The organism is Chryseobacterium sp. TQ-BC-N36, assembly GCF_058382295.1.
The window spans coordinates 2,007,555-2,032,136 of record NZ_CM178175.1; the positions used below are offsets into that span (position 1 = coordinate 2,007,555).

Consider the following 24,582-nt stretch of genomic DNA (forward strand, 5'->3'; position numbering starts at 1 on the left):
GATTTTAAATCAGAAGTTAAGCCGTTTTCTGCTCTTTCTGATTTTGCTGTTGTTCTTTCTTTTTCGCCTGTCTTGCAAAATACTCTTTCTGGTATTGTCTTACTGTTTTTCCTGTCCCATCGTGTCTCCATCCCGGTGAATTGAAAATATAATTGATCCTGTCTGTGAATTTTAAACCAGGCTGCTTAAGGTCTTTCCAGATTTTTCTCCATTCATAAAAAAGAACGGTGTCTGGTCTGTTATCCGGCATTTTGGGATAGATCCCATATTTCACAGGAACATTGGGGTCTTCTTTTTGAAAGGTTCCAAATATTTTATCCCAGATAATCAGGCACATTCCCATATTCTTATCCAGATATTTTACATTACATGCATGGTGTACACGGTGATGGGAAGGAGTGACCAGAATATGTTCCAAAAATCCCATACTCTTCACAGTCTGCGTGTGTACCCACGTTCCATACACTTGTCCGATCGCGTAAGCAACCATAATATGCCACGGATTGAATCCTAAAAATGCAAGCGGTGAGAAATATAAGTACCTGTAGAGCGGCTGCAATACAGGACTTCTGAATCCTGTTGTCAGGTTAAAATATTCTGAACTGTGATGCGTAATATGAACTGCCCAGAATGCTCTGGAACGATGGTCCACATAGTGCAGCACATAATAAGCAAAGTCTGTGATTACAAAACAGGCCAGCAGATACCAGATACTAAGATCCCATGAGAAAATCCTGTGGTGATAAAAGAAAAACATCACCCCCATGGCAAACGCCTTCATGATAAGGTCCAGTCCAAAGTTCATCAATGCCAGATAAATATTGGTAGCAAGATCTTTTCCACTATACAATTTAGCTTCTGAAACGTGGCTGTAAATCATTTCAGCTAAGATAACAGTAGCATGCAAAGGGATAGCCCATGCATACACATTTTCCAGCCCGTCCTCGCTCATAAGAAAATCCATCATCACAAAATAATTTGTGCAAAGGTAGGGTTTTAACCTATGTTTTAAGGAAATTTTTGGTTTTTTTTAAGGAAATTTTAATCTGCTGTTTTGTTGGCCAGCTGTCCGCAGGCCGCATCAATATCCCCTCCACGGCTTCTTCTGACCATTACGGTAATCCCTGCATTTTCAAGCTGACGGATATAATTTTCTTCCGCCTGTTTATTGCATTGGTCATACTTTCCATCCCCTATCGGGTTATATTGAATCAGGTTTACTTTGGAAGGAACCTGTTTACAGTATCTGATTAAAGCTTTGATATCTTCATCGCCATCGTTGATCCCTTTCCATACACAGTATTCAAAAGTGATAACAGAACCTGTCTTCTGATACCAGTACTGAAGAGCCTCCATAATATCTGTCAGCGGGAATTTATCAGAGAAAGGCATAATCTCATTACGTTTGGATTCGATGGCTGAGTGAAGGGATAAAGCCAGTTTCACCCGCAGCTCATCATCTGCCAGCATTTTGATCATCTTAGGAATACCTGATGTAGAGACAGTAATTCTTCTCGGAGACATTCCCAATCCTTCCGGCTGGGTAATTTTTCTGATGGCCTCCACCACATTTTTGTAATTCATCATCGGCTCCCCCATTCCCATAAATACAATATTGGAAAGCGGTCTTTCGAAATACATTCTGCTCTGGCTGTCAATCAGGGCAACCTGATCTACAATTTCAGCAACTTCAAGATTTCTCATTCTTTTCAGTTTGGCTGTAGCACAGAATTCGCAGTTTAATGAGCATCCTACCTGTGAAGAGACACAGGCTGTAGTTCTTGTTTCTGTAGGAATAAGAACCGATTCCACCAGCAGTCCGTCATGAAGTTTCACGCCGTTTTTGATGGTTCCGTCAGAGCTTTTCTGAAGAAGATCTACGGAAACAGGATTAATGGTGTATTCTTCCGAAATTTTCTCCCGAAGTGATTTGGAAAGATTCGTCATTTCGTCAATCGAATGGAGGTTTTTGCTCCACAGCCAGTCATAGACCTGCTTCGCACGGAACGGCTTTTCTCCTAAAGACAGAAAGTAGTCTTTAAGCTGGTCTAATGATAATGTACGGATATCTTTCATAATATTAAAGAGCCAAGTTAAAAGTAAAAGGTTTAAAGTTTAGTATTGTTAACTATTGCAGCCAAAATGTTTTTAAATTCGTTACTTTCATTCAATAAAGCTTTAAATTCCTCAGAATCATAACCATCTAATTCTTCTAAAACCCGAAGCCAGAAATGACTTTCTCTAGCTTCTCTTAAAGCAATTTTTACTTTATTTTTAAAATCTGCTTTAGAAGATCCTGCCTGGGATTCTTCATAATTAGCGCCTATTGAAGTAGCTGATTTTCCGAGCTGAAATCTAATTAATTTACTTTCAGAATCATTGGGAAGCGTTCTTAAAAATTTAAGACAATCAACTCCAAATGTAAAAGTTCTTATAAGCAAATCATTTTGTCTCATTTCTACTTGTATTACCTTTAACTTGGCTCTTTTTACTTTTTTTATAGAATTAACATTGCGTCACCGTAAGAATAGAATTTATACTTTTCTTTTACGGCTTCTTCATAGGCATGCATTACGAAATCTCTTCCGGCAAACGCAGCAATCATCATGATCAAAGTAGACTTTGGTGTATGGAAGTTGGTGATCATTGAGTTGGCAACTCCGAAATCGTGAGGCGGATAAATGAATTTGTTAGTCCATCCGTTGAAAGCAGAGATTTTTTTGTTTGAAGAAACAGACGTTTCCAATGCTCTCATGGTAGTGGTACCTACTGCACAAACTCTTCTGTGAGATTCTACTGCTTTATTGATAATGGCAGCGTTCTTCTCATCAATGATGATCTCCTCAGATTCCATTTTATGCTTGGAAAGATCTTCTACTTCAATCGGATTGAATGTTCCCAATCCTACGTGAAGGGTAACTTCAGCAAAGTTGATCCCTTTGATCTCCAGTCTCTTCATCAAATGCTTAGAGAAGTGAAGACCTGCTGTAGGGGCAGCTACCGCTCCTTCTACTTTTGCATAGATTGTCTGATATCTTTCTGCATCTTCTGGCTCTACCGCTCTTTTGATATATTTCGGAAGTGGAGTTTCTCCCAATTCTTTTAATTTCGCTCTGAATTCTTCGTAAGACCCGTCGAACAGGAATCTTAATGTTCTTCCTCTTGAAGTGGTATTGTCGATAACTTCCGCTACCAAAGACTCATCTTCAGTGAAGAATAATTTGTTACCAATTCTGATTTTTCTTGCAGGATCTACCAAAACATCCCAAACTCTGGTTTCTTTATCAAGCTCTCTTAATAAGAAAACTTCAATTTTAGCACCGGTTTTTTCTTTGTTTCCGTAAAGACGTGCAGGGAAAACTTTAGTATTGTTGAAGATAAACAAATCATCTTCATCAAAATAATCCACTACATCCTTGAATAATTTATGCTCGATAGTTTCTGTTTTTCTATCAAGTACCATTAGTCTCGCTTCGTCTCTGTGCTCTGATGGGTGTTCTGCCAATAATTCCGCAGGAAGGTCAAAATTAAAATCTGATGTTTTCATTTTTTAAATTACGGTTTAAAAATTACTGAAATTACAAGGTGTAATTTTCGGAGTGCAAATATACGACATTGAATACCCCTTTGTCAAGTATTATTTACAATCAAATATAAAACCATGGTTTTATCGGCCTTTTCAAAGCTTAAAAAGAGTATTTTCAGGAAATTAAAATAAACAGTATGGAAAATACAAGTAAAATATATTTCACTGATAATCCGTATCCTAACGGTCATAAAATTGAAATATTCAACTGGAGTGGGCGCATTGATGAGTATGGATATATCTGGTTGGATTTTATTTGAAAACCGAAAATTACTATGCCAATGATGATGAAAATAACGAGGAAGAAGACGAAACCTGTCTGACTGGAACCCCAAAATAGTGTAGAGAAATTATCATAACTGTACACTATCTTCCAGCTACTGGGGTGAACAAAGAGGAATCGGAATGAGCAATCTTGATTAAAAATTTGATTTCAAAGCAGAGATTTTCAATGTCGAATTCGAAGGTTTTCACTATCCTAAAACCTGGTCAGTAGAAAAAGCAACAGAAATGTTCAAAGCCAGACTTGCCAATTTTGAAGACTATGAATTTGTGGATTTGAATCCTAAAAGTAACAAAAGAGAGTATAAGTTCGACAAATCGAAACACTAACTTTATAAAAACACCTTTAACAAAATAATTATGAGTAAATATTCAATAGAAGCATTTATCAGCGAAACCAAAGAAAATCCACAGCAAAGGGATTATTTTGAACTGGAAACCAAACACCTTCTGGAAATCAATCTTAATCATCAGGCGGTATGGACCAAAAGAGGAAGTATGGTAAGCTATGTGGGGAATATCAATTTTGAAAGGCAGGGAATGCTGGCCGGAGGAATTGGCAATCTTCTGAAAAAAGCCATCAGTGGTGAAGGAGCCAGATTAATGAAAGCGGAAGGAACCGGAAAATTATATGTGGCAGATTCCGGGAAAAAGGTCCGTATTCTTTATCTGAATAATGAATCGGTTTGTGTAAACGGAAATGATGTTCTGGCCCACGAACAAAGCGTAAAAAGTGATATTACCATGCTGAAAAGTATTGCAGGAATGATGTCCGGCGGACTTTTTCAGGTGAAACTTTCCGGAACAGGCCATATTGCCATTACTACCCACGGAGACCCATTGACTTTACTTGTAACTCCGGAGACTCCGGTATTCACAGATCCTAATGCAACCGTTGCATGGTCTGGCAACCTAAGTCCGGAACTTAAAACCAATGTTTCTTTTAAAAGTCTTATCGGCAGAGGAAGCGGGGAAGAGTTTCAGATGAAATTTTCAGGGCACGGATGGGTACTGATTCAGCCATATGAGGAGGTATACTATATGGAAAAATAGAATATACGGATTTAGAAGTGACTTAATGTGTTTTCGTAATAATTAAAATGACAGCTGATGAACATTCTTATAAGGCTATTTTTCGTGATCATTATACTGCCCAACGTGATGATGGCCCAAACATCAAAGAAAAATTACGAATACACTATAGATCTGCTTCATATGTCCAATGATGAAGTCAGGGTTTCTTTTTCTCCTCCAAAAAATAACCTTAAGCAAGGTAAATTTATTATTCCCAAACTGGTTCCCGGATTTTATCAGGCGATGAACTTCGGCCAATATGTTTCTCACTTCACAGCCACTGATAAAAACGGCAAAAAAGTCTTCACTGAGCGGCTTGATAAAAACAGCTGGATGGTACATGATCTTAACCGTGTAAAGAAAATATCTTATCAGGTAGCTGACGGATGGGACTCCCTGGAAAAGGAATCCCATGAAGCCAGATCTGCCGGCAGCATGTTTATAAAAGACAGTGTTTCTGTTATCAATTATAATTCTTTAGTGGGATACTTTGAAGAAATGAAAGATATCCCTTATCAGATTACCATAACAAAAAATAAGGATTTCTATGCTTCCTCCGCTTTAGATTATCAACAGAAAAATAAAACGACGGATATGGTTTGGGCAAAAAATTACCGGGAATTGGTAGATTCTCCTGTCTTATATTCTGTTCCGGACACTACATGGCTTAAAATAGGCCACACCAAAGTACTTGTATCATTCTATAATAAAAAGGAAAAACATTATTCCAAAACAATAGCCCATGAAATAGAGAACATTCTGAAAAATCAACAGGCTTACCTTGGCGGAACATTACCGGTCAACAAATATGCATTCCTGATTTATTACGAATCTTCCCATGAGAATGGTTTTTTGGGAGACGGGCTGGAACACTCCCACTCTACAGTCTGTCTGTACCGTTCCGGGAGTATGAAATTTCTTCCCAATGCTTTGAACAGAGTGGCTTCCCATGAGTTTTTTCATGTCATTACACCACTCAACATTCATTCAGGAGAAATTCAGCATTATGATTTTCTGAATCCTGTGATGTCCAAACATCTGTGGCTGTATGAAGGGATGACCGAATATGCCACCATCCATATGCCTATCAAGCAAAAAATGATCAGTCTGGAAGATTTTGAAAAAAGTCTGGAAGAAAAGATCCATGGTATGAAAGAGTTTGACAATACGCTGCCTTTGACGGAAATGAGCAAACATTCTATGGAAAGACAGGATCAGTACATGAACTTTTATCAGAAAGGGGCATTAATCGGGCTATGCCTGGATATAAGATTAAGAGAACTCTCAGCGGGTAAAATAGGAACCCAGGATCTGATGCAGATGCTCATGAAAAAGTATGGAGAAGGTAAATATTTCAATGATGATGACCTGTTTGATGAGATCACCCAAATGACTTATCCTGAAATACGTACATTTTTCAGGGATTATGTGGAAGGCTCCCAACCTATCCCTCTGAAAGATTATCTGGAAAAAGCAGGCTTCAACTATGAGGAAGCTACCGGAAAGGTAACCTCTCTACCCCATCCCGATGCAAAACAACTGGCATTAAGAAAAGCCTGGATTAATCAATAGATTTCTACACAAAAGGACCGGTCCCGAACTCTCATTCCTTTAACCCTGGAACCCCAAACTCTCATACCTCCTACTTAATATCTCTCACGCCATCGGGATTTACAAAAGTTTTAATATATTTAGGAAAAAAATAGATGGACAACAGCAACTCCCGCAGGAACTTTCTTAAGACAGCTGCTTTGGCAGGCTTTGGGGCACTGGTTTTACCCAATTCTTTATTTGCCTATTCCAATGATTTTAAAACAGATAAAAAAGTCCGCGTAGGTTTTATCGGTGTAGGTCTTCGGGGACAGGAACATGTAAAATTACTGGCAAAACGTAATGATGTAGAGATTGTAGCATTTGCCGATCCGGAAAAAAGAATGCTTGCCGCTTCTCAAAAAATCTTAAAAGACAACAATAAACCGGCAGCTCAGGAGTTTTCCAACGGGGAATATGACTATCGAAATCTTTTAAAATTAAAAACAATAGATGCTGTTGTGATTGCTACTCCATGGGAATGGCATCTTACTCAAGGTGTGGAAGCAATGCGTGCAAAAAAAATTGTAGGCATGGAAGTTTCCGGAGCGATAAAACTTCAGGACTGCTGGGAGTTTGTAAAGGTGTACGAGGAAACAAAAGTTCCTATCTTTATGATGGAGAATGTATGTTATCGAAGAGATATCATGGCCATCATGAATATGGTTCGTAAAGGAATGTTCGGAGAGTTGGTGCACGGAAGAGGCGGCTATCAGCATGACCTGAGGGGTGTACTTTTCAATGACGGAACCACTCCATATAATTCCGGTGTTGAGTTTGGAGATAAAGGCTTCAGCGAGGCAAAATGGAGAACCGAACATTATGTAAAGCGTAACGGAGAGCTTTATCCTACGCATGGATTAGGTCCGGTTGCCGTGATGATGGACATCAACAGAGGAAACCGTTTGACGAGGCTTTCTTCATTCTCTTCAAAAGCTGCAGGACTTCATAAATATATCGTAGAACATCCAAAAGGTGGAGAAAATCATCCAAGTGCCAAAGTAAAATTCAACCAGGGAGATGTGGTCACCACACAGATTGCCTGTGCCAACGGGGAAACCATCCTTCTGACTCATGATACAAGTTTGCAGAGACCTTATGATCTTGGTTTCCGGGTTCAGGGAACTGAAGGATTGTGGCAGGATTTCGGATGGGGGGATTTCGATCAGGGACATATTTATTTTGAAAAAACAATGAACCATACCCATCGCTGGGATAATACAGAAAAATGGATGAAAGAATATGATCATCCAATGTGGAAGAAGTTTGAAAATACTGCTGCAGGTGCCGGACACGGCGGAATGGATTTCTTTGTGATGAATACTTTTATTGAGTGTATCAAACGAAATATAGAATTCCCGATGGATGTGTATGACCTTGCTTTATGGTATTCTATTACGCCATTAAGTGAAGAGTCTATTGCCAAAGGAGGTCAGGCAGTGGATATCCCTGATTTCACCAATGGAAAATGGAAAACCCGTAAACCTGTATTTGGAATGACCGATGAGTTCTAAGAAGACACTACTTATATTGGCTGGCGGATTAGGCAGCCGGTACAAAGGTCTTAAACAGGTAGATGGAATACTTGATAACGGTTCGCCAATTCTTGAATATTCTATCTTTGATGCATTGGAAGCCGGCTTCCGGAAAGTGGTTATTATTGTCAATAAACTGATCCCTGACAGTTATATTGAAAGGCTCAACAGGATTTCAGAAAATAAAAACTTTGAACTGCATTGGGTCTATCAGGAGATGGACAGCATTCCTATATCATTGGAAGGTTTTGATTATCCTGACCGTGAAAAACCATGGGGAACCGCTCATGCTGTTCTTTGTGCCAAATATTCGATACAGGAGCCTTTTGTCATGATCAATGCAGATGATTTTTACGGAAAAGAAGCATATCTGCTGGCTGCCCATGAAATTGACCATCATCATATTTCAGATACACAGCTGGGAATGATTGCTTATCCCGTGGGTACCACACTAAGCGGAAACGGAGCGGTAGCCAGAGGTATATGTACACTGGATTCAGAAAATTATCTGATCAAGGTAGAAGAACAGACTTCTATTCAAAGAATAAACGGCTCAATTATTTATATTGAAAACGGAAAAAATATAAAATTAGATCCCGACGCTTTGGTATCGATGAATTTTTTTATTTTTCATCCTCACATTTTCTGCTATCTGGAGGCTTATTTCTATGATTTTATTGAGTCTGATCCACTGCCTAAACAGGAATTTTATATTCCTGCTGCTGTACAGCAAATGATAGATGAAGGCAGGGTAAAAGTAAAGGTAAAAGCATCTCCTTCCCAATGGATGGGAGTTACCTATGCTGATGATAAAAAAGAGATTAAAGATTTTCTGATTTCAGAGATGATCAATAACAGATACCCTGAAGATTTATGGAGCTAAACGAAATTGTCATTCAGTTTATCGGTCAGGATCATTATAATCTTACTCCTGTTACTGGAGGACTGATCAATACAACCTATCTTCTGGAGAACAAAGATCAGAAGAAAAAATATATTCTGCAGAAAATTAACCATCATGTTTTCAAACAGCCGGAGGTTATTGTCAATAATCAATTAATGATTAATGAAATTCTAAGGTCAAATACTTATCAGTTCCAAATCATTGAGCCTGTTCCCTCGCGTACCGGTAAGATTCTGATAGAAGATATAAATGGCTCTCCATGGCGTATGCTCAATTTTGTAGAAAACAGTGTTACTTTTCTCACTGCTCCATCGTTACATACGGCATTTGAAGCAGCAAAAGCCTTCAGTTATTTCCTTGCTACCATCAATACTGATAAACTGCCGGCTGTTAAAGATCCAATTCCCAATTTTCTTAATTTTGAGAAGAGAATCGCAGATTATAAAAACGCTCTAAAAAATGCTGATGTTCATTTAAAAGAAAGCGCAAAGGTTGAAATAGAAGTCACCAATCAGTTCCTGTCTCTGCCGGATCAATGGATCGAAATGGAGAAAACTCAGCAGATTCCCAAAAGAATTATTCATGCAGATGTAAAAATCAGCAATATTCTTTTTGATCAGAATCATCATCCGCTAGCCGTGATTGATCTTGATACCATGATGATTTCTACTATTCTGTATGATTTTGGAACGATGATCCAATCCTATACCAATACAACCCATGAGGATGACGGAAATGCTGTAAACAATTTCAACCCTGAAATGTATAAGGCTGTAAAAGAAGGATTTCTGTTCCATTTAAAGGAAAAACTGTCTCCGCAAGAAACTGAAAATCTTGATTATGCAGCACAGGTCGCCATTTATATCCAGGAACTTCGTTTTTTAACCGATTACCTGAATGGAAGCACCTACTATTCTACGAAATATCCACAGCATAATTTAGACAGAACAAAAAACCAGCTGGAGCTGCTGAAAGGACTGAGAGCATATTTGGGAAGTGAATGATTTTACCTTTATAATTCTAGAATTACATACAAAATTTAGATTCCTACGGAATGACAAAGTATACGGATAAATAAAGCGCTCTGTTTGTCATTCCATAGGAATCTATGCTTTTACTCAAACTCTCTAAAAGACTCTCAAACCCTCAAACTCACGAACCCGATCCGAAACTCATCTCAAAAATTCCAGTATCCTCTTCCACTCTTCCAATTTCTTTTCAAAGGAAACTGTATGAAGCGGGCTCGTAGAAGGCAATAGAAAAATGGGCAGTTTATAATTTTTCCCTAACAGTTTTTGTAAATTTTTATAGGATTTTCCTCCATTGCAGAAAATAGCTCTGACATTCGGGTGTTCTTCCAGCAGTTCAGCGATCTGGTTGGCTTCTTCATTTCTGATTTCAGAATCCAGACTTCCTTTTCTCTCACAGGAATCGATGACATCCCAGAGGGCAATATGATGGTTCTTTAATATTTCAATTCTTTGATTATAATCTTCAGTAAATTCTTCGTGCAGTAATTCAAAAATGATTTTCCAGAATTTATTTTGCGGATGAGCATAATACTGCTGTTTTTCCAGTGATTTCACTCCCGGAATTGAGCCTAAAATTAAAATTTCAGATTGGGCATCAATAATGGGTAAAAATGAAGAAATACGGTTTTGCATATTCAAATATAGAGATTTAATTTATTTTCATCAGGCTGGAAGCTTGGAGCTTGAAGAGAGAAGTTATTGAGGTTATCAAAAACGGGTTGTCCATATTTTATCTTTTTAAACAGTGATATCATTAATTTACGGCAACCTCTATATATGTTAAGATTAACAGCAACTTCCAGCCTCTCTTCCAGCTTCTAATAGTCTGAATTTAATTTCTTAACCCAACTCAATTTATTTAAGTTTTGGCTAAAGCCATTGAATTTTTGGGCATAAAAAAAGCGGGCTAAAGCCCGCTCCTATTGATATTTTATACTATTCTTATAAAGTTTCCTTCAGCCAATCGAAAAATTCTCTCTGCCATACAAGGCCGTTTTGTGGGTGAAGTACCCAGTGATTTTCGTTCGGAAAATACACCAGCTTAGATTTTAATCCTCTCAATTTTGCAGCCTGGAAAGCTTCCTGTCCCTGTTCGTAAGGAACACGGTAATCAATTCCTCCCTGAACAATCATGATCGGCTTATTCCATTTATCTACAAAATTGCTTGGATTGAACTCTGTATATGCCTTTGGAAGCGGTTTTTCCCATGGTGAACCAAGATCCCAGTTCGCAAACCAAAGCTCTTCAGTAGTCAGATACCATGATTTCATATCAAACAGTCCGTCATGGGCAATGAATGTTTTGAATCTGTTTTCATGAATTCCTGCCAGCATAAATACGCTGTATCCTCCGTAGCTTGCTCCTACTGCTGCTACTCTGTCGCTGTCTACATAAGGTAAAGTTTTCGCAAAGTCTGTTGCCGCCAGATAATCTCTCATTGGCTGCCCTCCCCAGTCTCTTGAAATTTCTTCATTCCATTTTGTTCCCCAGCCTGGCATCCCTCTTCTGTTTGGTGCTACCACAATATAATCATTGGCTGCCATCAGGGCAAAATTCCATCTTACACTGAAAAACTGAGTAAGAGCAGACTGTGGGCCACCCTGGCAGTATACTAAAGTCGGGTATTTTTTGTTCGGATCAAAGTTGGGTGGATAATGAAACCAAACCCCCATTTCCTTACCGTCTGAAGTTTTCACCATTTTAAGTTCAGATTTCCCTTGCGCCAACTTAGCATAAGTATCTTTATTCGCTTCAGTCACCTGCTTCATTTCTCCGTTTTTAACGTTTACAGAGAACAGTTCTGTGGCATGGTTTATATCTGTTCTTCCTACTAAAAGTGAAGTTTTATTGTCTGTAAAGATTTCGTTGACATCAAAATCTCCTTTGGTAATCTGCTGTACTTTTGCTGATTTTGAATCCAGGGCAAAAAGCTGTTTTGTTCCTCTGAACGCTGCAGTAAAGTAGATCGTTTTTGAATCTGCTCCCCATAATACATCCCCTGAAACACTCTCATCCCAACCAGAAGTAAGATTTGTCGTCTTGCCTGTCTTCCAGTCCAGGATTTTCACATCATTTTTATCTGCTTCATACCCGTCTCTGGCCATACTCTGCCAGATCAGAGATTTTCCGTCCGGACTGAATTTTGGATTTACATCATATCCTTTGTTTGATTCCGTAAGATTTTTGGTGGTACCTGATGCCAGATCGTAAGCAAAAATATCGGTATTGGTGCTTGTAGCATATTCTTTACCGCTTTTAGGTTTTGTCACGTATAAAAGCTGTGCAGAATCAGGACTCCAGATAAAGTCTTCAGCCCCACCGAAAGGTCTCTGAGGAGAATCCCAGGTCTTTCCTTCCAAAAGGTCTTTTGCTCCCTCTGCTTTTTCAGAGACATTTACAACAAAAACATGGTTGTATTTTCCTTCATTAAAATAATCCCAGTGTCTGTGGTTCAGATCTGTGTATACCTGAGCAGTAGTTTTGGGAGTATCGCTGAATTTGTCTTTCCCCATTACTTTTTCTACCAATACCTGTTTGCTGAAAGCGATTTTCTTTCCGTCAGGAGAAATGACAATATTATCAACTTCCCCGATGGTATAAAATTCTGCCCAGGTTTTTCCAGCATCCTTAGAAAGATAGATTTTATCACCTTCCTGAGCATAAATTCCGTTTTTATCCCACTGAATAAGCGCTTTTTTACCGAAATCAATTTTGGAAGACTGATGATTAAGAACATTCAGAAAATAGTTCTCATTTTTTGTTTTCTCTGTTTTCAGATCAACCTGTCCTACTTTATAGATAAGGGAACCCTGATCCGGTGAAACTGCCTGTACCCCAACTTTTTTCAAAGTCCAAAGAATTTCAGGCGTCATTACTTGTTGTGCATTCATTAAAAGCGGAGCTGCCAAGGCCAGCAGACTGTACTTAAGTTTCATATGTTGATATTCATTTTTAGCGGATGTATAAAAATCAGCTGATTTCCTACTGTCCTTTTATTACATTCAAAGATTGCCAAAGTTAATATTTAAAATAAAAACGGACGAAAGAATTAACATTAAAATTTAAAGTAAGTGATTTATAAATAGGTAAATTTCATTAATTTTAAAAAAAATAAACTAATACCCATCTTTTATGAAAAAGTTTCTGCTTATTTCGTCATTTCTTATATCCTCATTCTTTTTTTCACAGCTGACGATAAGTCCTTTTCCGAATCATTACTATAATACTTATCAGGCCACCATTTCCGGAAACGGAACCATTTATTATACGACTGACGGAAGCACACCTACCCTAAGCTCTCCCTCAGCAGTTAACAATGTGCAGATTCTTATTGATCAGAATAAAGAAATCAAGGCATTTCTTGTTAACGGACAAGGAGGTTCTTCGGCAGTAATCAGTAAAAAGTATTACACAGGAAGTGTTCCTACGGCTACCATTTACTTTAAAATGCCTTCTACATGGACTGCTGGCAGCTGTGTAATGGTTGATATGGTAAACCCCAATTCAATTGATGGATTTGCCATCGATACCTTCTGGCCGGGCGTTGTGATGCAGTCTGCAGGATGTGAATCCTGGTATAAGACTACAAGAGATTTTGAAAGTGCCAATGTACGCTTTAATAACTGCACTCCTTTTGAGAATATTCCGGCAACCATCAGTACCAATCTGATTCCGATGGGAAGCACTTTGTATTATGATTTTACTGACGGCGTAATAACAACTCCACCTTCATGCCTGTTTTTAACAACGAATGAAACAAACCCTAAAAAAAACACTGTCCTGATCAAGGTATATCCGAATCCTGTTTCGGATATTTTAAAAATAAATACTGACCTGAATTTTCATGAATATGAGATCATAGATGTGAATGGAAGGATTGTTTTAAAAGATAAATTTGTGAAAGACATTGCAATCAATCAGCTTATTTCCGGAAATTATTTTCTAAAGCTTAAGGATTCAAAGGAAGATATTGTTTTACTGAAATTTATCAAAAAATAAAAAAATCCGCTCGATGAGCGGATTTTTATTTCCATATGGTACGTTTTCATTAATCTCCATCTGAGAACATCGAGTTCGCAAGAGAAGTTACAACGGACAATAGTATACTGAAGATAAATGCCCACCAGAAGCCATCTACAACCATGCTGTCTATGAAATAGTCTGCAATCAGGATGATTCCGGCATTGATCACCAAGGCAAAGAATCCTAAAGTAAGGATTGTTAACGGAAGGCCGAAAAGGCTTAAGATAGGTTTTACAAATATGTTAAGAACCCCAAGCACAATAGCAAAGATAATGGCTGAAGAAAATCCTTCAAAATGTACTCCCGGTAAAATTTTGGTTAAAAGATAAGCTACAATCGCTGTTACAAATAATCGGATAATTAAGTTCATTGAGTTATTTTTTAATATTTATGGGGTGTAAGGAGCAAAAGCCATTCCATTTTGGAATAAATAATTCTACCAAACCCTTTATTAAAGGAATATTTTATTATATATTTCCCTTTGTCAATTATTTTATTTTCATCATGGTCACTAATGAGGTCGCTACGTGACTTTCTGAATCAGAACCTTCAGTCTGAACATAAATTTCTGTCCTCACCACAACGATTTTGCCTCCACCTTTGATGACATAAGATTTCGACACCAGAGCATCTCCCATTGCAGGCCGAAGATAATTCACTTTCAGTTCAACGGTCACTACATAGCAGTCCTCAGGATAATGGCTCACGGCTGCGTATCCTGAAGAAACATCTACCAGAGAGGCTATCATTGCTCCATTGAACATTCCTGCCTTTCTGGTCATCATTTCCATTTTAGGAATTTTCATCGATATAAAGTCGGTATCTACTTCCAGCAGTTCAGCTTTGTAGAACTGTAAGGTTTCCGAACGGTTGAAGCTGTCTGTAATAAGTTTCTTTTTTTCTGGTGTCATGAAATTTGAATTTATCTGTAAATTTAAACATTCATTTAAACAGGTAAAGTCAAAAAAGCAAAAAATATCCGGCATGATAACGTTTTATATTTAGACGGTTTAAACTTTATTGTTTAAATTTAATTTACACGTTACGACTATTAAGATAAGCTTTGTTTACCTCTTAAAATCAAAATGAAAATTTATTTAACTTTCAAATCATTGAAGCCAAAAACAAATTCTTTTCATTATGCTGAATGACTACAAAAAACATGAATTATTCGGAAAAACCCTGATCCAGAAAATTGATTTGAAAGCTCCATTCAGATATGATTTTCCGGTTTCAGAGCAGGCCTGTTTTCTCTATGTTATTAACGGTGAATTTCATTATAAAACGGACGAGCAGGAGTTTGATATTTCTGCAAATTATTCTCTGTTTCTGAACTGTATCAGCTCTGGGAAACATATTCAGCATTCAAAATCTGAGGACAACTGTCAGATCGTCGTTGTTACTTTCTACCCGGATATCCTTAAAAAAATCTATGACAGAGAGCTTCCTTTATTGCTGCAAAAACCTGTCAATATCGTTTCAAACCAATCAAGCGAGAAAATAAGTAATGATTTTCTGATTCAAAAATATGTTGAAGGGCTCCTTTTTTATTTTGAAAATCCTTCACTCATTAATGAAGATATATTAATTCTTAAGCTAAAGGAGATCATGTTATTGCTGGCTCAGTCACAGAATGCGGACTCGGTTCAGTTGATTCTGTCACAGCTTTTCTCTCCTACCACTTATTCTTTTAAGCAGATCATTGAAGCCAATTTATTTTCACAGCTCACGATCGAACAGCTTGCAGAGCAGAGCAATCTCAGTGTATCATCTTTCAAAAGGGAATTTGCAAAACTCTATGATGATACCCCTGCCAACTATATCAGAAACAAAAAACTGGAAAAAGCCGCTGAGCTGTTGTTGATATCATATGAACGGATTACCGATATTGCATTTGAATGCGGGTTTAATGATCTTGCCACTTTTACAAAAAACTTCAGCGATAAATATCATATTTCCCCATCTGCATATCGTCAGAAACACAGAAAATAGCAGACTCTATTTTATGTGATTACAGAGCGTTCCTTTTTACAATAAGAGATACCTTTTCTGTTGAACCAAACTCTCAAATACTTGAACTAAATCCCAAAATCATTCCGCCGTTTCCGTCGCAACTTTGTACCATCGGTTTCAGGGAACAGAAATACATCTGCTGCTGAAGCTGAATGTATCAATTTAAATACTATCAATATGAATCTATCAGGTTTAGGAATTTTTCATACCGTTATCGGTATCGCTGCCCTTATTGGGGGCATTACAGGTTTTATCAGATATGGTAAAATCAATCTGGCACAACGATCAGGAAAAGTCTATTTTTATGCCACTGCCATTACATCCCTTACTGCGTTGGGCATCTCAAAAAACGGAGGTTTCAACGCAGGACATGTATTCTCATTGTTTATCATTGCTTTAATCTCTGTTGCGTACTTTCTTTTCTCAAGAAAACAGGAAGTCACGAAAGCCAGATATTTTGAGAATTTCTTGCTGTCATTCAGCTTTTTCCTCTCTTTAGTTCCTACCATTAATGAGACTTTCACAAGGGTTCCGATTGGGCATCCTTTGGCTAAAGATATCAAAGATCCCGTAATCGGGCAGACTCTTCTTATCATTTTCCTGCTCTTTATCATGGGATCTGTTTTTCAGTTTATGAAGCAGAAGAAAGAGAATCTTGAAATTTCACGATGATAAGGTATTCAAAAAATTGTAAAACCACCCGTCAAAATTCTCTGAATTTTTGCTACCCCTCCGGATGAGGGGAATTTTTACATCTTCAGTTACTGTATTTGTGAACAGTATAAATATTGTGAAAGTATAGAAAACAAGGCGGGATTCCTGCGGAATGACCAATACGAAGCTTCGTTTATCCGTACTCCTCGTCATTCCGTAGGAATCTCTCTATAGATTGGTTGAAAAACGCAGAGGTGCTAGAGTTTTTTTCTAAGCTATAGGGGTAGCGTATACAAAACGATCACGTTTGACTGTCAGTCAAAAGATCACGGGTCCGAATCCCGTATTCTCCACTCAATAATTCTGGTTAATTTATTTGTTCTGAATCACGGATAAGATATACAACTAGCTAAGTTGTACCTGAAAATCATCACTTAAAGTCAGGACACCTTCTGCGATGCCTTCCGGATGGATGGTAAAGCCTTTTAATTTTGAAGTTTTTCCTTTTAAAACAAGGTCTAAAAGCTGTTTATCTGATAATTTTTTACCAAAGATTTCGAACGTAATTTTAAAGCCGCAGTTTTTGAAATCGGAGCATCCGACTGCGGTTTTTCCCTTGATCAGGTTGTGTTCCTTACATTTCGGACATTTCGTTTCTTCCCAGGACTGAAGTTCTTTTTTCTGTGCAGGTTCTCTTTTTTTCTTCTCTTTTACTTCTTCTTGTTTTTCCTGAAGGGTGATCACTTTTCCTTTTCCGTATACCACTTTTTCAGTCAGTTCTGTCACCATCTGGATCAGTTCTTCTTTGAAGAGATTGGCTTCATACTCGCCTTTTTCAATTTTACGAAGTTTGGATTCCCATTCTCCGGTCAGTTCCGGGCTTTTTAACAGCTCATCTTCGATGGTATCGATCAGCTGGATGCCGGTTTGGGTAGCGATGAGGTTTTTCCTTTTCTTCTCAATGTATTTTCTTTTGAAAAGAGTTTCGATAATATTCGCACGGGTAGATGGTCTTCCGATACCATTATTCTTCAGCATCTCACGCAGCTCTTCATCTTCCACCTGTTTTCCCGCTGTTTCCATAGCTCTCAGCAGTGTTGCTTCGGTATAGGGTTTTGGAGGAGTCGTTTTTCCCTGATGGATCATCGGATCGTGAGGGCCTGTTTCTCCTACAATGAATTCAGGAATGGTCTGTTCTTCCTCTTTTTCTTTTTCCTTATCGGAGGTTTCTTCTTTCGGTTCTTTAGCGTAAACGGCTCTCCATCCTGCTTCAAGAACCTGTCTTCCGCTGGTTTTGAAAGGAATGGTTCCTACTTTTCCCTCCACCAATGTGTTTGAAATTTTACATTCCGGGTAAAATACAGCGATAAAACGTTTTGCAATCAGGTCATAGATCAGTTTTTCTTCCCTGCTCAGATTCTGAGAAGGCGGAATTTCCGTAGGAATGATCGCATGGTGATCGGTTACTTTGGTATCGTCAAAAACAGCTTTTGATTTTGGAATTGGAGCTTCCAGCAACGGGGCAATCAGATCCTGATAAGGATACATTTTCTGAAGAATGCCTGCTATTTTCGGATATAAACTATCTGATAAATAAGTGGTATCAACACGCGGATAGGTTACGTGCTTCTTTTCATAAAGACTCTGCACATAATTCAATGTATTTTCTGCAGAGTATCCGTATTTTTTATTGGCTTCCACCTGAAGTCCGGTCAGATCAAAAAGCCGTGGATTTTTTTCTTTTCCTTCTTTAATTTCGAAAGAGACGATCTCAAATGGATTTACTTTAAGATATTCCAATCCTTTTTCTGCACGTTCCAAAGTCTTTAAACGATCAATCGCTGCACTGAAAAGAACATCTCGGTATTTGGTCTTCAGTTCCCAATATTCTTCAGTGGTAAAGGCATCAATTTCTTTCTGACGCTGCACAAGCATAGCTAGTGTGGGAGTCTGCACCCTTCCAATGGAAAGAACGGCTTTATTTCCTCCGAATTTCTTTGTAAAAAGCCTCGTAGCATTGATTCCTAATAACCAATCTCCTATGGCTCTTGCATTTCCCGCCAGATATAGATTCTTGTAATCTTCTGCAGGTTTTAAACTGGCAAAACCTTCTTTGATCGCATCTTCCGTCAGGGAAGAAATCCATAAACGCTGAACCGGTTTATTGCATTTTGCTTTCTGCAATACCCAACGCTGAATGAGCTCTCCCTCCTGCCCGGCATCCCCGCAGTTGATGACCTCATCACATTCTTCGACCAATTTTTCAATGACTTTAAACTGATTTTCGACGCCTTTATTCGGGATCAATTTGATTCCAAAACTGTTGGGAATAATGGGTAGTGAAAAAAGATTCCAGGATTTGAACTGTGGACCGTAATCATGAGGTTCTTTCAAAGTACAAAGATGCCCGAACGTCCATGTTACACAATAGCCGTTTCCTTCCATATAACCCTGTTTAGGCGTGGTAGCACCCAATACTTTGGCGATATCTCTGGCAACACTGGGTTTCTCGGCAATACATAATTTCATGAACTCGGGTTTATTGAAGGAGTGCAAAAATCGGGATTTTTTTTGACTTTTCAAATTTCGCTGAGGATTGAGGTCTTAGAGTTGAAAGAGAGGAAATTAGATTGGGTTGTTCTAAAGATATAAAGCTTAACAAAATTTATTTTTAATTATTTAAACGCAAAGGAGATTGGATGCTATTGTTTATTTAAGGAGGTAAAAAATTGTGACTTAAGTCGCTGATGAAACGACAGGATAATCCACAAGCAAAGAAAGAATCAATTTCATTGATTCTTTCTTTGCTCCCTTAGAATTTTAAAAAGGTACATTAAACTTTGCGTTTCAATAAATTACTTGTCAGATATGCAATCGTGATCCTATTTTTTATAAAAAAGCCCCCTTATAAAAAGGAGGCTAAATCAACAATGTAATGAAACCAGTTCATTATTTCTTTTGAGCTTCTGAAATGGCATCGGCAATTCCTCCGCCTGCGGTTTCAAAGAAGGCAGGGCCAGCCAGAAGGTATACTTTTTCTAATTTTTTTGTAGTGGATAGCTGATGTTCTTTCAGGTAATTTTCAGAACGGTTGGCATGTACGATTCCTCTTACTACATTTCCAGCTACCAAAGCCGTTGGAGAATCTATCCCGGCATCTTTCAGATCGCTGGCAAAGGCAAAATTGGTAACGCCTAGTCTCATGGCTTCGCGGGCTGCCACTTCACCTACGGAAGTCATTAAACCGGGTGTAAATTTGTTACGGTCACCTAAACCGATTAATAACAATTTCTTTGCAGACATCGTTCCCGCAGGTGGTGTTATTAAAATAGTTTCCAAAGAATGTCCCTGAAACTGCCCTGTTTTTCTGATATTGGTCAGTTCTCCTTTTAAAGCTTCATCCAAATGAACTAATCCATTTAGTTTTGCGGGTAAAGCCTGAGCATTAAAGATATCCCTTTCTGTATATTCAAAAACACAGGCTACCTGAAGCTGGGCATCAGCAGACGAGGGACCCTGTACCAGTCCAACCAAAGATATTCCGTCTACGGTTCCCCAGGTTTTGGAAGTTCCGATGGCAGTTGTTGTGGTCTGTGCAAAGCTCAGTGTAAAGAGCAGCAGTCCTGCGGTAATATATAGTTTTTTTAAGTTATTTTTCATGATTTTCTATTGTTTTTGATGTGGGTGTACGTTTGCTTTTACATCATCTTAGAGCGTCATCGGCACTTCCATTAAAAGAATTTCCGTACCTTCTTTAAGGGGTTTGATATTGAGATCCTGAATATCCCATACCCCGAATCCATCACGTTCTTCCAAAGTCTCTCCTCCTATTTCCGCACTTCCCTTAAGAATGAAAGCATAGACTCCGTTTCCTTTTTTTCTGATCTGATACAATGTTTCTTTGCCCTGGTCAAAAGTTCCCAGCTGAAACCATGCATCCTGATGAATCCATACCCCTTCATCGTCTGCATTGGGGGAAAGGATCTGCTGAAACTGATTGTGGCTTTTCGTTTTGTCTAAAGTAATCTGATCATATCTCGGTGTCAAATTTCTCTTTTTCGGATAAATCCAGATCTGAAGAAATTTTACCAGCCTATCGCTGTTTTTATTGAACTCGCTGTGCATAATTCCGGTACCAGCACTCATTACCTGGATATCTCCGCTTCTGATCACCGCTGTATTTCCCATGCTGTCTTTGTGTTCAAGGTCGCCTTCCAAAGGAATGCTGATGATCTCCATATTGTCGTGAGGATGCGTTCCGAAACCTCTTCCCGCTTCCACTTTATCGTCATTCAGAACTCTCAGGACTCCAAAATGCATTCTTTCAGGATTATAATAATTGGCAAAACTGAAAGTATGGTTACTCAACAGCCATCCATGATCTGCTTTTCCTCTTGAGTCTGCTCTGTGGATCACAGAGTTTTCTTTTATTTTTGATTCTGTATTAGGAAGATGATTGTATCCGATCGGTTCTAATGGTTCGATCTCATCGATGTCATTTTTCATAGCACTTGCCAGAGAGCCTGATGCTACAAACATTCCTGTTCCCAATAATCCTTTCTTTAAAAAATCTTTTCTGTCCATATCAGATTGTTTTTTCGTTTTTGATGAGACAAATTTAGGGATACCGGAAATTCTGCACATTTAACTAGTTTAATAAATGACTTTGCAAAAAAAAAATGCCGGATATTTTTGTATTCGGCATTGTAACTATAGTGGATTGCTGTTTTTTTGGAAAACACAAGTATGTTTTACTCTTAAACCTATTTAATTTTATAGATATTTTAAAGAGTAACTTTATTTAGATTCCTACGGAATGACAAGCTATACGGATAAACTAAAGCGTCTTATTTGTCATTCCGTAGGAATCCAGTCTTACAATTTCCTATTTAATCACGATCTTTACCCTATTCACAAATTCAACAAATAAGATGTAAAAAATTCCCTTCCTCCGGAGAGGCGGCGAAAATTCAAAGAATTTTTGACGGGGTGGTTTCAAAGGTAAAGTCATGGTAAATCTGCGGATAAAACATTTTTCAAAGATCTATTTCTCTTTTGAGGCAAGACGTTTTCTGATGGTGCTCACAAATTCTTTTGAAACACCAAGATAGGAAGCGATATAATATTGTGCCACTCTTTGCGGGATGGAAGGATATAATTTGATAAATTCGAGATATCTGTCTGATGCTGTTTTAGAAATGGTGTCTACCAATCTGCCTTGAAGGTTAGCCAGATTCCTTTGAACCAACATCCTGAAAACTCTTTCGAATTTGGGAACTTCCTGCAGCAGTTTTTCTTTTGTTGCCGGGTTCAGCATGTAAATTTCAGAATCTTCAAGCGTTTCAATAAAAACTTTAGAAGGCTTCTGTTCCTGAAATGAAGCAATATCACTGATCCACCAGTCTTCAATAGCAAACAGAAGAGTCACTTCCGTACCATCATCATCCAGGCAATACATTCGCAAACATCCTTTCTGAATATACCCTTCAAACTGGCATACCTCACCTTCTCTCAACAAAACTGTTTTCTTGGGAAATGACTGACAAATCAGCAAATCTGTAAAAATTTTCTCTTCTTCCGTAGTGATAGAGATGAACCGGGTAATATTTTTGATGATATTTTCAAACATAGCGCAGAGTTTACCCCTGCAAATTAGGAAAAAGACTGTAAACTTCGTTCTTTAAAAGTCCACTTCCTCCTCCATAATGGTCAATTACTTTCACATCTTTATCTAAACCGGCACAGAATATTTTTATATCTTTCTCAAAATCATCTTCCAAGCCGGAGCTCAAAAGGACAATATCTACCGTATTATTTTTTATATAGTCATAGCAGAAATCTTCATCACTTTGTATTTCTGCTGTCCAACCTTCATTATTCTCTATAACTCTTTTTAAAGTATCAAGAATCTCCTGATTCTTTCCAATCACTAAAAAATGTAATGTTTTCATTTTGTTCAATGTTTATGGTTGTTGCTTAAAAAGGCAAAATAACAAAAAGATAAATTTGCTAAAAAATAGAATTTATACTCCCAATCTCTCCAAACCCTCAAACCCTCAAACCCTCAAACCCTCAAACCCTCAAATCCTCTAACCCTCAAACCCTCAAATCCTCTAACCCTCAAATCCTCTAACCCTCAAATCCTCTAACCCTCAAACCCTCAAACCCTCAAATCCTCTAACCCTCTAACTCAAATCCCGGAATCCCGTACCTCTACAAATGTCTGTTTCCCGTAATCTTCAGCTCATTCAGATCCAGCTGTGATTCAGCTTTTCTTATTTCATCATCACTGAAGAGTTTTTCGCGTTTCATTTTAAACAGTTCTTTTCTCTGCAGTGCAAATATATCCAGCATTACCTGATGATATTCTGCCATATCGTTCTGTCTGTTGGTACACATCTCAATGGAATTTAAATGATTCTGATGTGCCTTAATATCATTTTCCAGCGTTCTTTTCAAGTTGATCAGCAAAGTATTATTATTTAGCAATTCAGCATACTTTTTGTCAAGTTGGTCTGCGGCCAGTTTATCCAATCTGATCTGAATCCCTGCCTGCTGCTCGTGAGAAGGAAGAATAGGATCTATCTCCCTGATTTTGGTCAGTTTAATAATCAGAGGTAATGTCAATCCCTGGAACACCAGGGTCACAAAAATGACGACAAATGTGATAAAAATAATCAGGTTTCTCATGGGGAATTCTTCCTGGCTGTTCATCATGACCGGAATTGAGAGTGCTGTAGCCAGCGAAACCACTCCTCTCATCCCTGCCCACCCTATAATTAAAGGATTTTTCCATCCCGGACTTGGATCACGTCGGACCTTTTCGCTGAACCATCTCGGAAGATGGGCTACGGGATAGATCCACAACAAACGTACTGCAATAACGATCAGGCTTATGATTAAACCATATTTTATTCCTTCCATTAATGAGGTTTCACCCAGTCCATTAATAATATCTGGAAGTTCAAGCCCTATCAATACAAAAACCAAAGCATTCATGACGAAGATCAGGGTATTCCAGACTCCCGTCATATTGATTCTTGTGGTTCCTGTTTTGAAAATTTCATGTGCACGGAAAGACATAAACAGCCCTCCGCTCACCACAGCCATTACTCCTGAAAAATGAAAATGCTCCGCAGAAAGAAACAGAATATAGGGAGTAATCACCGTAATAGCAGCATCAATCGCCGGTGTTGTAGGTAAAAAGCGGTGGATGGCATAGAAAATATGAGCCCCGGCAATTCCTACCACGACTCCCATTCCTGCTACCAGAAAAAACTGTCCTGTTGCTTCATGCATGGAAAAAGCACCTGTCATGACAGCAGCCAGTGCAAACCTGAAAACAATCAATGATGAAGCATCATTAATCAGGCTTTCCCCTTCCAGTATGGCGATGGTACGTTTGGGAACCTTCAGTCCTTTTAAAACGGTAGTCGCAGCAACCGCATCCGGCGGCGAAACAATTCCGCCCAATAAAAATCCTAATGCCAGAGTGAAGCCTGGAATCAGCATCTGTGAAGTATAGGCAACCACCAGGGAAGTCAGAAATACGAGACCAAAAGCCAGCAGGCTGATGGTGCGTTTCCATTTCCAGAAATCATTCCATGAGGTATACCAGGCCGCTTCATATAAAAGAGGTGGCAGGAAAATTAAAAATATAATATCCGGATCCAGTTTTAAAATGGGTACGCCGGGAATCATACTGATCCCTAATCCGGCGAGCACCAGAAAAATAGGATAAGCAATTTTAATCCGTTGCGCCAGCATTACCAGCATCATAACGAGTAATAAAAGCCCCAGTATTAAAAGTAGTTGTTCATGCATTTCTCCGAAGGTTACAAATTTTAGCCAAAGCCGGTGAAATATATTTTTCAGGCGGGCTCAAACCC

At 38.4% G+C, this 24,582-nt stretch carries 23 protein-coding genes; 9 read left to right on the plus strand and 14 right to left on the minus strand.

Features of this window, described 5'->3' with window-relative positions; genetic code table 11:
• Window positions 1–16 precede the first annotated feature (16 nt).
• The 4 genes from AC3FI7_RS08980 to queA form a co-directional block, all read right to left on the minus strand.
• Window positions 17–967, minus strand: coding sequence for a sterol desaturase family protein (locus tag AC3FI7_RS08980; protein ID WP_142726192.1), 951 nt, complete (start codon window positions 965–967; stop codon window positions 17–19).
• A 74-nt stretch (window positions 968–1,041) separates the two neighbouring features.
• Complete coding sequence (gene rlmN, locus AC3FI7_RS08985; protein WP_291895908.1) at window positions 1,042–2,076, minus strand: dual-specificity RNA methyltransferase RlmN; 1,035 nt, start codon at window positions 2,074–2,076, stop codon at window positions 1,042–1,044.
• A gap of 32 nt (window positions 2,077–2,108) precedes the next feature.
• Window positions 2,109–2,456, minus strand: a complete 348-nt coding sequence (locus AC3FI7_RS08990) for a four helix bundle protein (protein ID WP_491461880.1) — start codon at window positions 2,454–2,456, stop codon at window positions 2,109–2,111.
• Window positions 2,457–2,497: 41 nt separating this feature from the next.
• Window positions 2,498–3,547 carry a tRNA preQ1(34) S-adenosylmethionine ribosyltransferase-isomerase QueA gene (gene queA / locus AC3FI7_RS08995; RefSeq protein ID WP_123872082.1) on the minus strand — a complete coding sequence of 350 codons (1,050 nt, stop codon included), beginning with the start codon at window positions 3,545–3,547 and terminating at the stop codon, window positions 2,498–2,500.
• Window positions 3,548–3,723: 176 nt separating this feature from the next.
• On the opposite strand from queA, the gene AC3FI7_RS09000 reads away from it, so the two are divergent.
• From AC3FI7_RS09000 to AC3FI7_RS09025, 6 genes are all read left to right on the plus strand, one after another.
• Window positions 3,724–3,846 carry a hypothetical protein gene (locus tag AC3FI7_RS09000; protein ID WP_491461881.1) on the plus strand — a complete coding sequence of 41 codons (123 nt, stop codon included), beginning with the start codon at window positions 3,724–3,726 and terminating at the stop codon, window positions 3,844–3,846.
• 382 nt (window positions 3,847–4,228) lie between these two features.
• Window positions 4,229–4,921 carry an AIM24 family protein gene (locus AC3FI7_RS09005; protein ID WP_142726189.1) on the plus strand — a complete coding sequence of 231 codons (693 nt, stop codon included), beginning with the start codon at window positions 4,229–4,231 and terminating at the stop codon, window positions 4,919–4,921.
• Window positions 4,922–4,978: 57 nt separating this feature from the next.
• A complete protein-coding gene (locus tag AC3FI7_RS09010; RefSeq protein ID WP_491461882.1) occupies window positions 4,979–6,514 on the plus strand; it encodes a M61 family metallopeptidase in 1,536 nt (511 codons plus the stop codon).
• Between the two features lie 134 nt (window positions 6,515–6,648).
• Complete coding sequence (locus AC3FI7_RS09015) at window positions 6,649–8,046, plus strand: Gfo/Idh/MocA family protein (protein ID WP_142726187.1); 1,398 nt, start codon at window positions 6,649–6,651, stop codon at window positions 8,044–8,046.
• Window positions 8,036–8,950 carry a sugar phosphate nucleotidyltransferase gene (locus AC3FI7_RS09020; RefSeq protein WP_142726186.1) on the plus strand — a complete coding sequence of 305 codons (915 nt, stop codon included), beginning with the start codon at window positions 8,036–8,038 and terminating at the stop codon, window positions 8,948–8,950. The genes AC3FI7_RS09015 and AC3FI7_RS09020 overlap by 11 nt, the downstream gene beginning before the upstream one ends.
• Window positions 8,941–9,975, plus strand: coding sequence for a phosphotransferase enzyme family protein (locus AC3FI7_RS09025; RefSeq protein WP_491461883.1), 1,035 nt, complete (start codon window positions 8,941–8,943; stop codon window positions 9,973–9,975). Before AC3FI7_RS09020 ends, AC3FI7_RS09025 begins: the two co-directional genes overlap by 10 nt.
• Before the next feature lie 168 nt (window positions 9,976–10,143).
• On the opposite strand, the gene AC3FI7_RS09030 is transcribed toward AC3FI7_RS09025, so the two are convergent.
• Both AC3FI7_RS09030 and AC3FI7_RS09035 read right to left on the minus strand, forming a co-directional pair.
• Entirely contained in the window at window positions 10,144–10,635 is a 492-nt protein-coding gene (locus AC3FI7_RS09030; RefSeq protein ID WP_343659079.1) for a DNA-deoxyinosine glycosylase, read from the minus strand.
• Between the two features lie 309 nt (window positions 10,636–10,944).
• The gene (locus AC3FI7_RS09035; protein WP_142726183.1) at window positions 10,945–12,939 is read right to left on the minus strand and encodes a S9 family peptidase; all 1,995 of its coding nucleotides are present in this window, start codon (window positions 12,937–12,939) and stop codon (window positions 10,945–10,947) included.
• A 196-nt stretch (window positions 12,940–13,135) separates the two neighbouring features.
• Between AC3FI7_RS09035 and AC3FI7_RS09040 the strand changes: the two genes are divergently transcribed.
• Window positions 13,136–14,002 carry an FN3 associated domain-containing protein gene (locus AC3FI7_RS09040; RefSeq protein WP_142726182.1) on the plus strand — a complete coding sequence of 289 codons (867 nt, stop codon included), beginning with the start codon at window positions 13,136–13,138 and terminating at the stop codon, window positions 14,000–14,002.
• Window positions 14,003–14,051: 49 nt separating this feature from the next.
• On the opposite strand, the gene AC3FI7_RS09045 is transcribed toward AC3FI7_RS09040, so the two are convergent.
• A complete protein-coding gene (locus AC3FI7_RS09045) occupies window positions 14,052–14,396 on the minus strand; it encodes a phage holin family protein (RefSeq protein ID WP_142723386.1) in 345 nt (114 codons plus the stop codon).
• 118 nt (window positions 14,397–14,514) lie between these two features.
• Window positions 14,515–14,937 (minus strand): PaaI family thioesterase, encoded by a 423-nt coding sequence (locus AC3FI7_RS09050; RefSeq protein ID WP_142723385.1) that lies wholly within the window; start codon window positions 14,935–14,937, stop codon window positions 14,515–14,517.
• A 229-nt stretch (window positions 14,938–15,166) separates the two neighbouring features.
• Between AC3FI7_RS09050 and AC3FI7_RS09055 the strand changes: the two genes are divergently transcribed.
• Window positions 15,167–16,018 carry a helix-turn-helix domain-containing protein gene (locus AC3FI7_RS09055; RefSeq protein ID WP_491461884.1) on the plus strand — a complete coding sequence of 284 codons (852 nt, stop codon included), beginning with the start codon at window positions 15,167–15,169 and terminating at the stop codon, window positions 16,016–16,018.
• A gap of 198 nt (window positions 16,019–16,216) precedes the next feature.
• Complete coding sequence (locus AC3FI7_RS09060) at window positions 16,217–16,711, plus strand: hypothetical protein (RefSeq protein ID WP_491461885.1); 495 nt, start codon at window positions 16,217–16,219, stop codon at window positions 16,709–16,711.
• 387 nt (window positions 16,712–17,098) lie between these two features.
• Here the strand turns inward: AC3FI7_RS09060 and AC3FI7_RS09065 are convergent, their stop codons facing one another.
• The 6 genes from AC3FI7_RS09065 to AC3FI7_RS09090 form a co-directional block, all read right to left on the minus strand.
• A complete protein-coding gene (locus AC3FI7_RS09065) occupies window positions 17,099–19,222 on the minus strand; it encodes a type IA DNA topoisomerase (protein WP_491461886.1) in 2,124 nt (707 codons plus the stop codon).
• 420 nt (window positions 19,223–19,642) lie between these two features.
• The gene (locus AC3FI7_RS09070; protein WP_491461887.1) at window positions 19,643–20,353 is read right to left on the minus strand and encodes a M17 family peptidase N-terminal domain-containing protein; all 711 of its coding nucleotides are present in this window, start codon (window positions 20,351–20,353) and stop codon (window positions 19,643–19,645) included.
• Between the two features lie 48 nt (window positions 20,354–20,401).
• The gene (locus AC3FI7_RS09075; RefSeq protein WP_491461888.1) at window positions 20,402–21,277 is read right to left on the minus strand and encodes a pirin family protein; all 876 of its coding nucleotides are present in this window, start codon (window positions 21,275–21,277) and stop codon (window positions 20,402–20,404) included.
• A 460-nt stretch (window positions 21,278–21,737) separates the two neighbouring features.
• Window positions 21,738–22,322, minus strand: a complete 585-nt coding sequence (locus AC3FI7_RS09080; protein ID WP_491461889.1) for a Crp/Fnr family transcriptional regulator — start codon at window positions 22,320–22,322, stop codon at window positions 21,738–21,740.
• A 10-nt stretch (window positions 22,323–22,332) separates the two neighbouring features.
• The gene (locus AC3FI7_RS09085) at window positions 22,333–22,644 is read right to left on the minus strand and encodes a hypothetical protein (protein WP_491461890.1); all 312 of its coding nucleotides are present in this window, start codon (window positions 22,642–22,644) and stop codon (window positions 22,333–22,335) included.
• Window positions 22,645–22,906: 262 nt separating this feature from the next.
• Entirely contained in the window at window positions 22,907–24,517 is a 1,611-nt protein-coding gene (locus AC3FI7_RS09090; RefSeq protein WP_491461891.1) for a Na+/H+ antiporter, read from the minus strand.
• Window positions 24,518–24,582: the final 65 nt, after the last annotated feature.

What these genes read in the sequence shown, in the direction of transcription:
- AC3FI7_RS08980 (WP_142726192.1), bottom strand. Translation starts at nt 967, where the DNA reads ATGATGGATTTTCTTATGAGCGAGGACGGGCTGGAAAATGTGTATGCA.
- rlmN (WP_291895908.1), bottom strand. Translation starts at nt 2,076, where the DNA reads ATGAAAGATATCCGTACATTATCATTAGACCAGCTTAAAGACTACTTT.
- AC3FI7_RS08990 (WP_491461880.1), bottom strand. Translation starts at nt 2,456, where the DNA reads ATGAGACAAAATGATTTGCTTATAAGAACTTTTACATTTGGAGTTGAT.
- queA (WP_123872082.1), bottom strand. Translation starts at nt 3,547, where the DNA reads ATGAAAACATCAGATTTTAATTTTGACCTTCCTGCGGAATTATTGGCA.
- AC3FI7_RS09000 (WP_491461881.1), top strand. Translation starts at nt 3,724, where the DNA reads ATGGAAAATACAAGTAAAATATATTTCACTGATAATCCGTATCCTAAC.
- AC3FI7_RS09005 (WP_142726189.1), top strand. Translation starts at nt 4,229, where the DNA reads ATGAGTAAATATTCAATAGAAGCATTTATCAGCGAAACCAAAGAAAAT.
- AC3FI7_RS09010 (WP_491461882.1), top strand. Translation starts at nt 4,979, where the DNA reads ATGAACATTCTTATAAGGCTATTTTTCGTGATCATTATACTGCCCAAC.
- AC3FI7_RS09015 (WP_142726187.1), top strand. Translation starts at nt 6,649, where the DNA reads ATGGACAACAGCAACTCCCGCAGGAACTTTCTTAAGACAGCTGCTTTG.
- AC3FI7_RS09020 (WP_142726186.1), top strand. Translation starts at nt 8,036, where the DNA reads ATGAGTTCTAAGAAGACACTACTTATATTGGCTGGCGGATTAGGCAGC.
- AC3FI7_RS09025 (WP_491461883.1), top strand. Translation starts at nt 8,941, where the DNA reads ATGGAGCTAAACGAAATTGTCATTCAGTTTATCGGTCAGGATCATTAT.
- AC3FI7_RS09030 (WP_343659079.1), bottom strand. Translation starts at nt 10,635, where the DNA reads ATGCAAAACCGTATTTCTTCATTTTTACCCATTATTGATGCCCAATCT.
- AC3FI7_RS09035 (WP_142726183.1), bottom strand. Translation starts at nt 12,939, where the DNA reads ATGAAACTTAAGTACAGTCTGCTGGCCTTGGCAGCTCCGCTTTTAATG.
- AC3FI7_RS09040 (WP_142726182.1), top strand. Translation starts at nt 13,136, where the DNA reads ATGAAAAAGTTTCTGCTTATTTCGTCATTTCTTATATCCTCATTCTTT.
- AC3FI7_RS09045 (WP_142723386.1), bottom strand. Translation starts at nt 14,396, where the DNA reads ATGAACTTAATTATCCGATTATTTGTAACAGCGATTGTAGCTTATCTT.
- AC3FI7_RS09050 (WP_142723385.1), bottom strand. Translation starts at nt 14,937, where the DNA reads ATGACACCAGAAAAAAAGAAACTTATTACAGACAGCTTCAACCGTTCG.
- AC3FI7_RS09055 (WP_491461884.1), top strand. Translation starts at nt 15,167, where the DNA reads ATGCTGAATGACTACAAAAAACATGAATTATTCGGAAAAACCCTGATC.
- AC3FI7_RS09060 (WP_491461885.1), top strand. Translation starts at nt 16,217, where the DNA reads ATGAATCTATCAGGTTTAGGAATTTTTCATACCGTTATCGGTATCGCT.
- AC3FI7_RS09065 (WP_491461886.1), bottom strand. Translation starts at nt 19,222, where the DNA reads ATGAAATTATGTATTGCCGAGAAACCCAGTGTTGCCAGAGATATCGCC.
- AC3FI7_RS09070 (WP_491461887.1), bottom strand. Translation starts at nt 20,353, where the DNA reads ATGAAAAATAACTTAAAAAAACTATATATTACCGCAGGACTGCTGCTC.
- AC3FI7_RS09075 (WP_491461888.1), bottom strand. Translation starts at nt 21,277, where the DNA reads ATGGACAGAAAAGATTTTTTAAAGAAAGGATTATTGGGAACAGGAATG.
- AC3FI7_RS09080 (WP_491461889.1), bottom strand. Translation starts at nt 22,322, where the DNA reads ATGTTTGAAAATATCATCAAAAATATTACCCGGTTCATCTCTATCACT.
- AC3FI7_RS09085 (WP_491461890.1), bottom strand. Translation starts at nt 22,644, where the DNA reads ATGAAAACATTACATTTTTTAGTGATTGGAAAGAATCAGGAGATTCTT.
- AC3FI7_RS09090 (WP_491461891.1), bottom strand. Translation starts at nt 24,517, where the DNA reads ATGCATGAACAACTACTTTTAATACTGGGGCTTTTATTACTCGTTATG.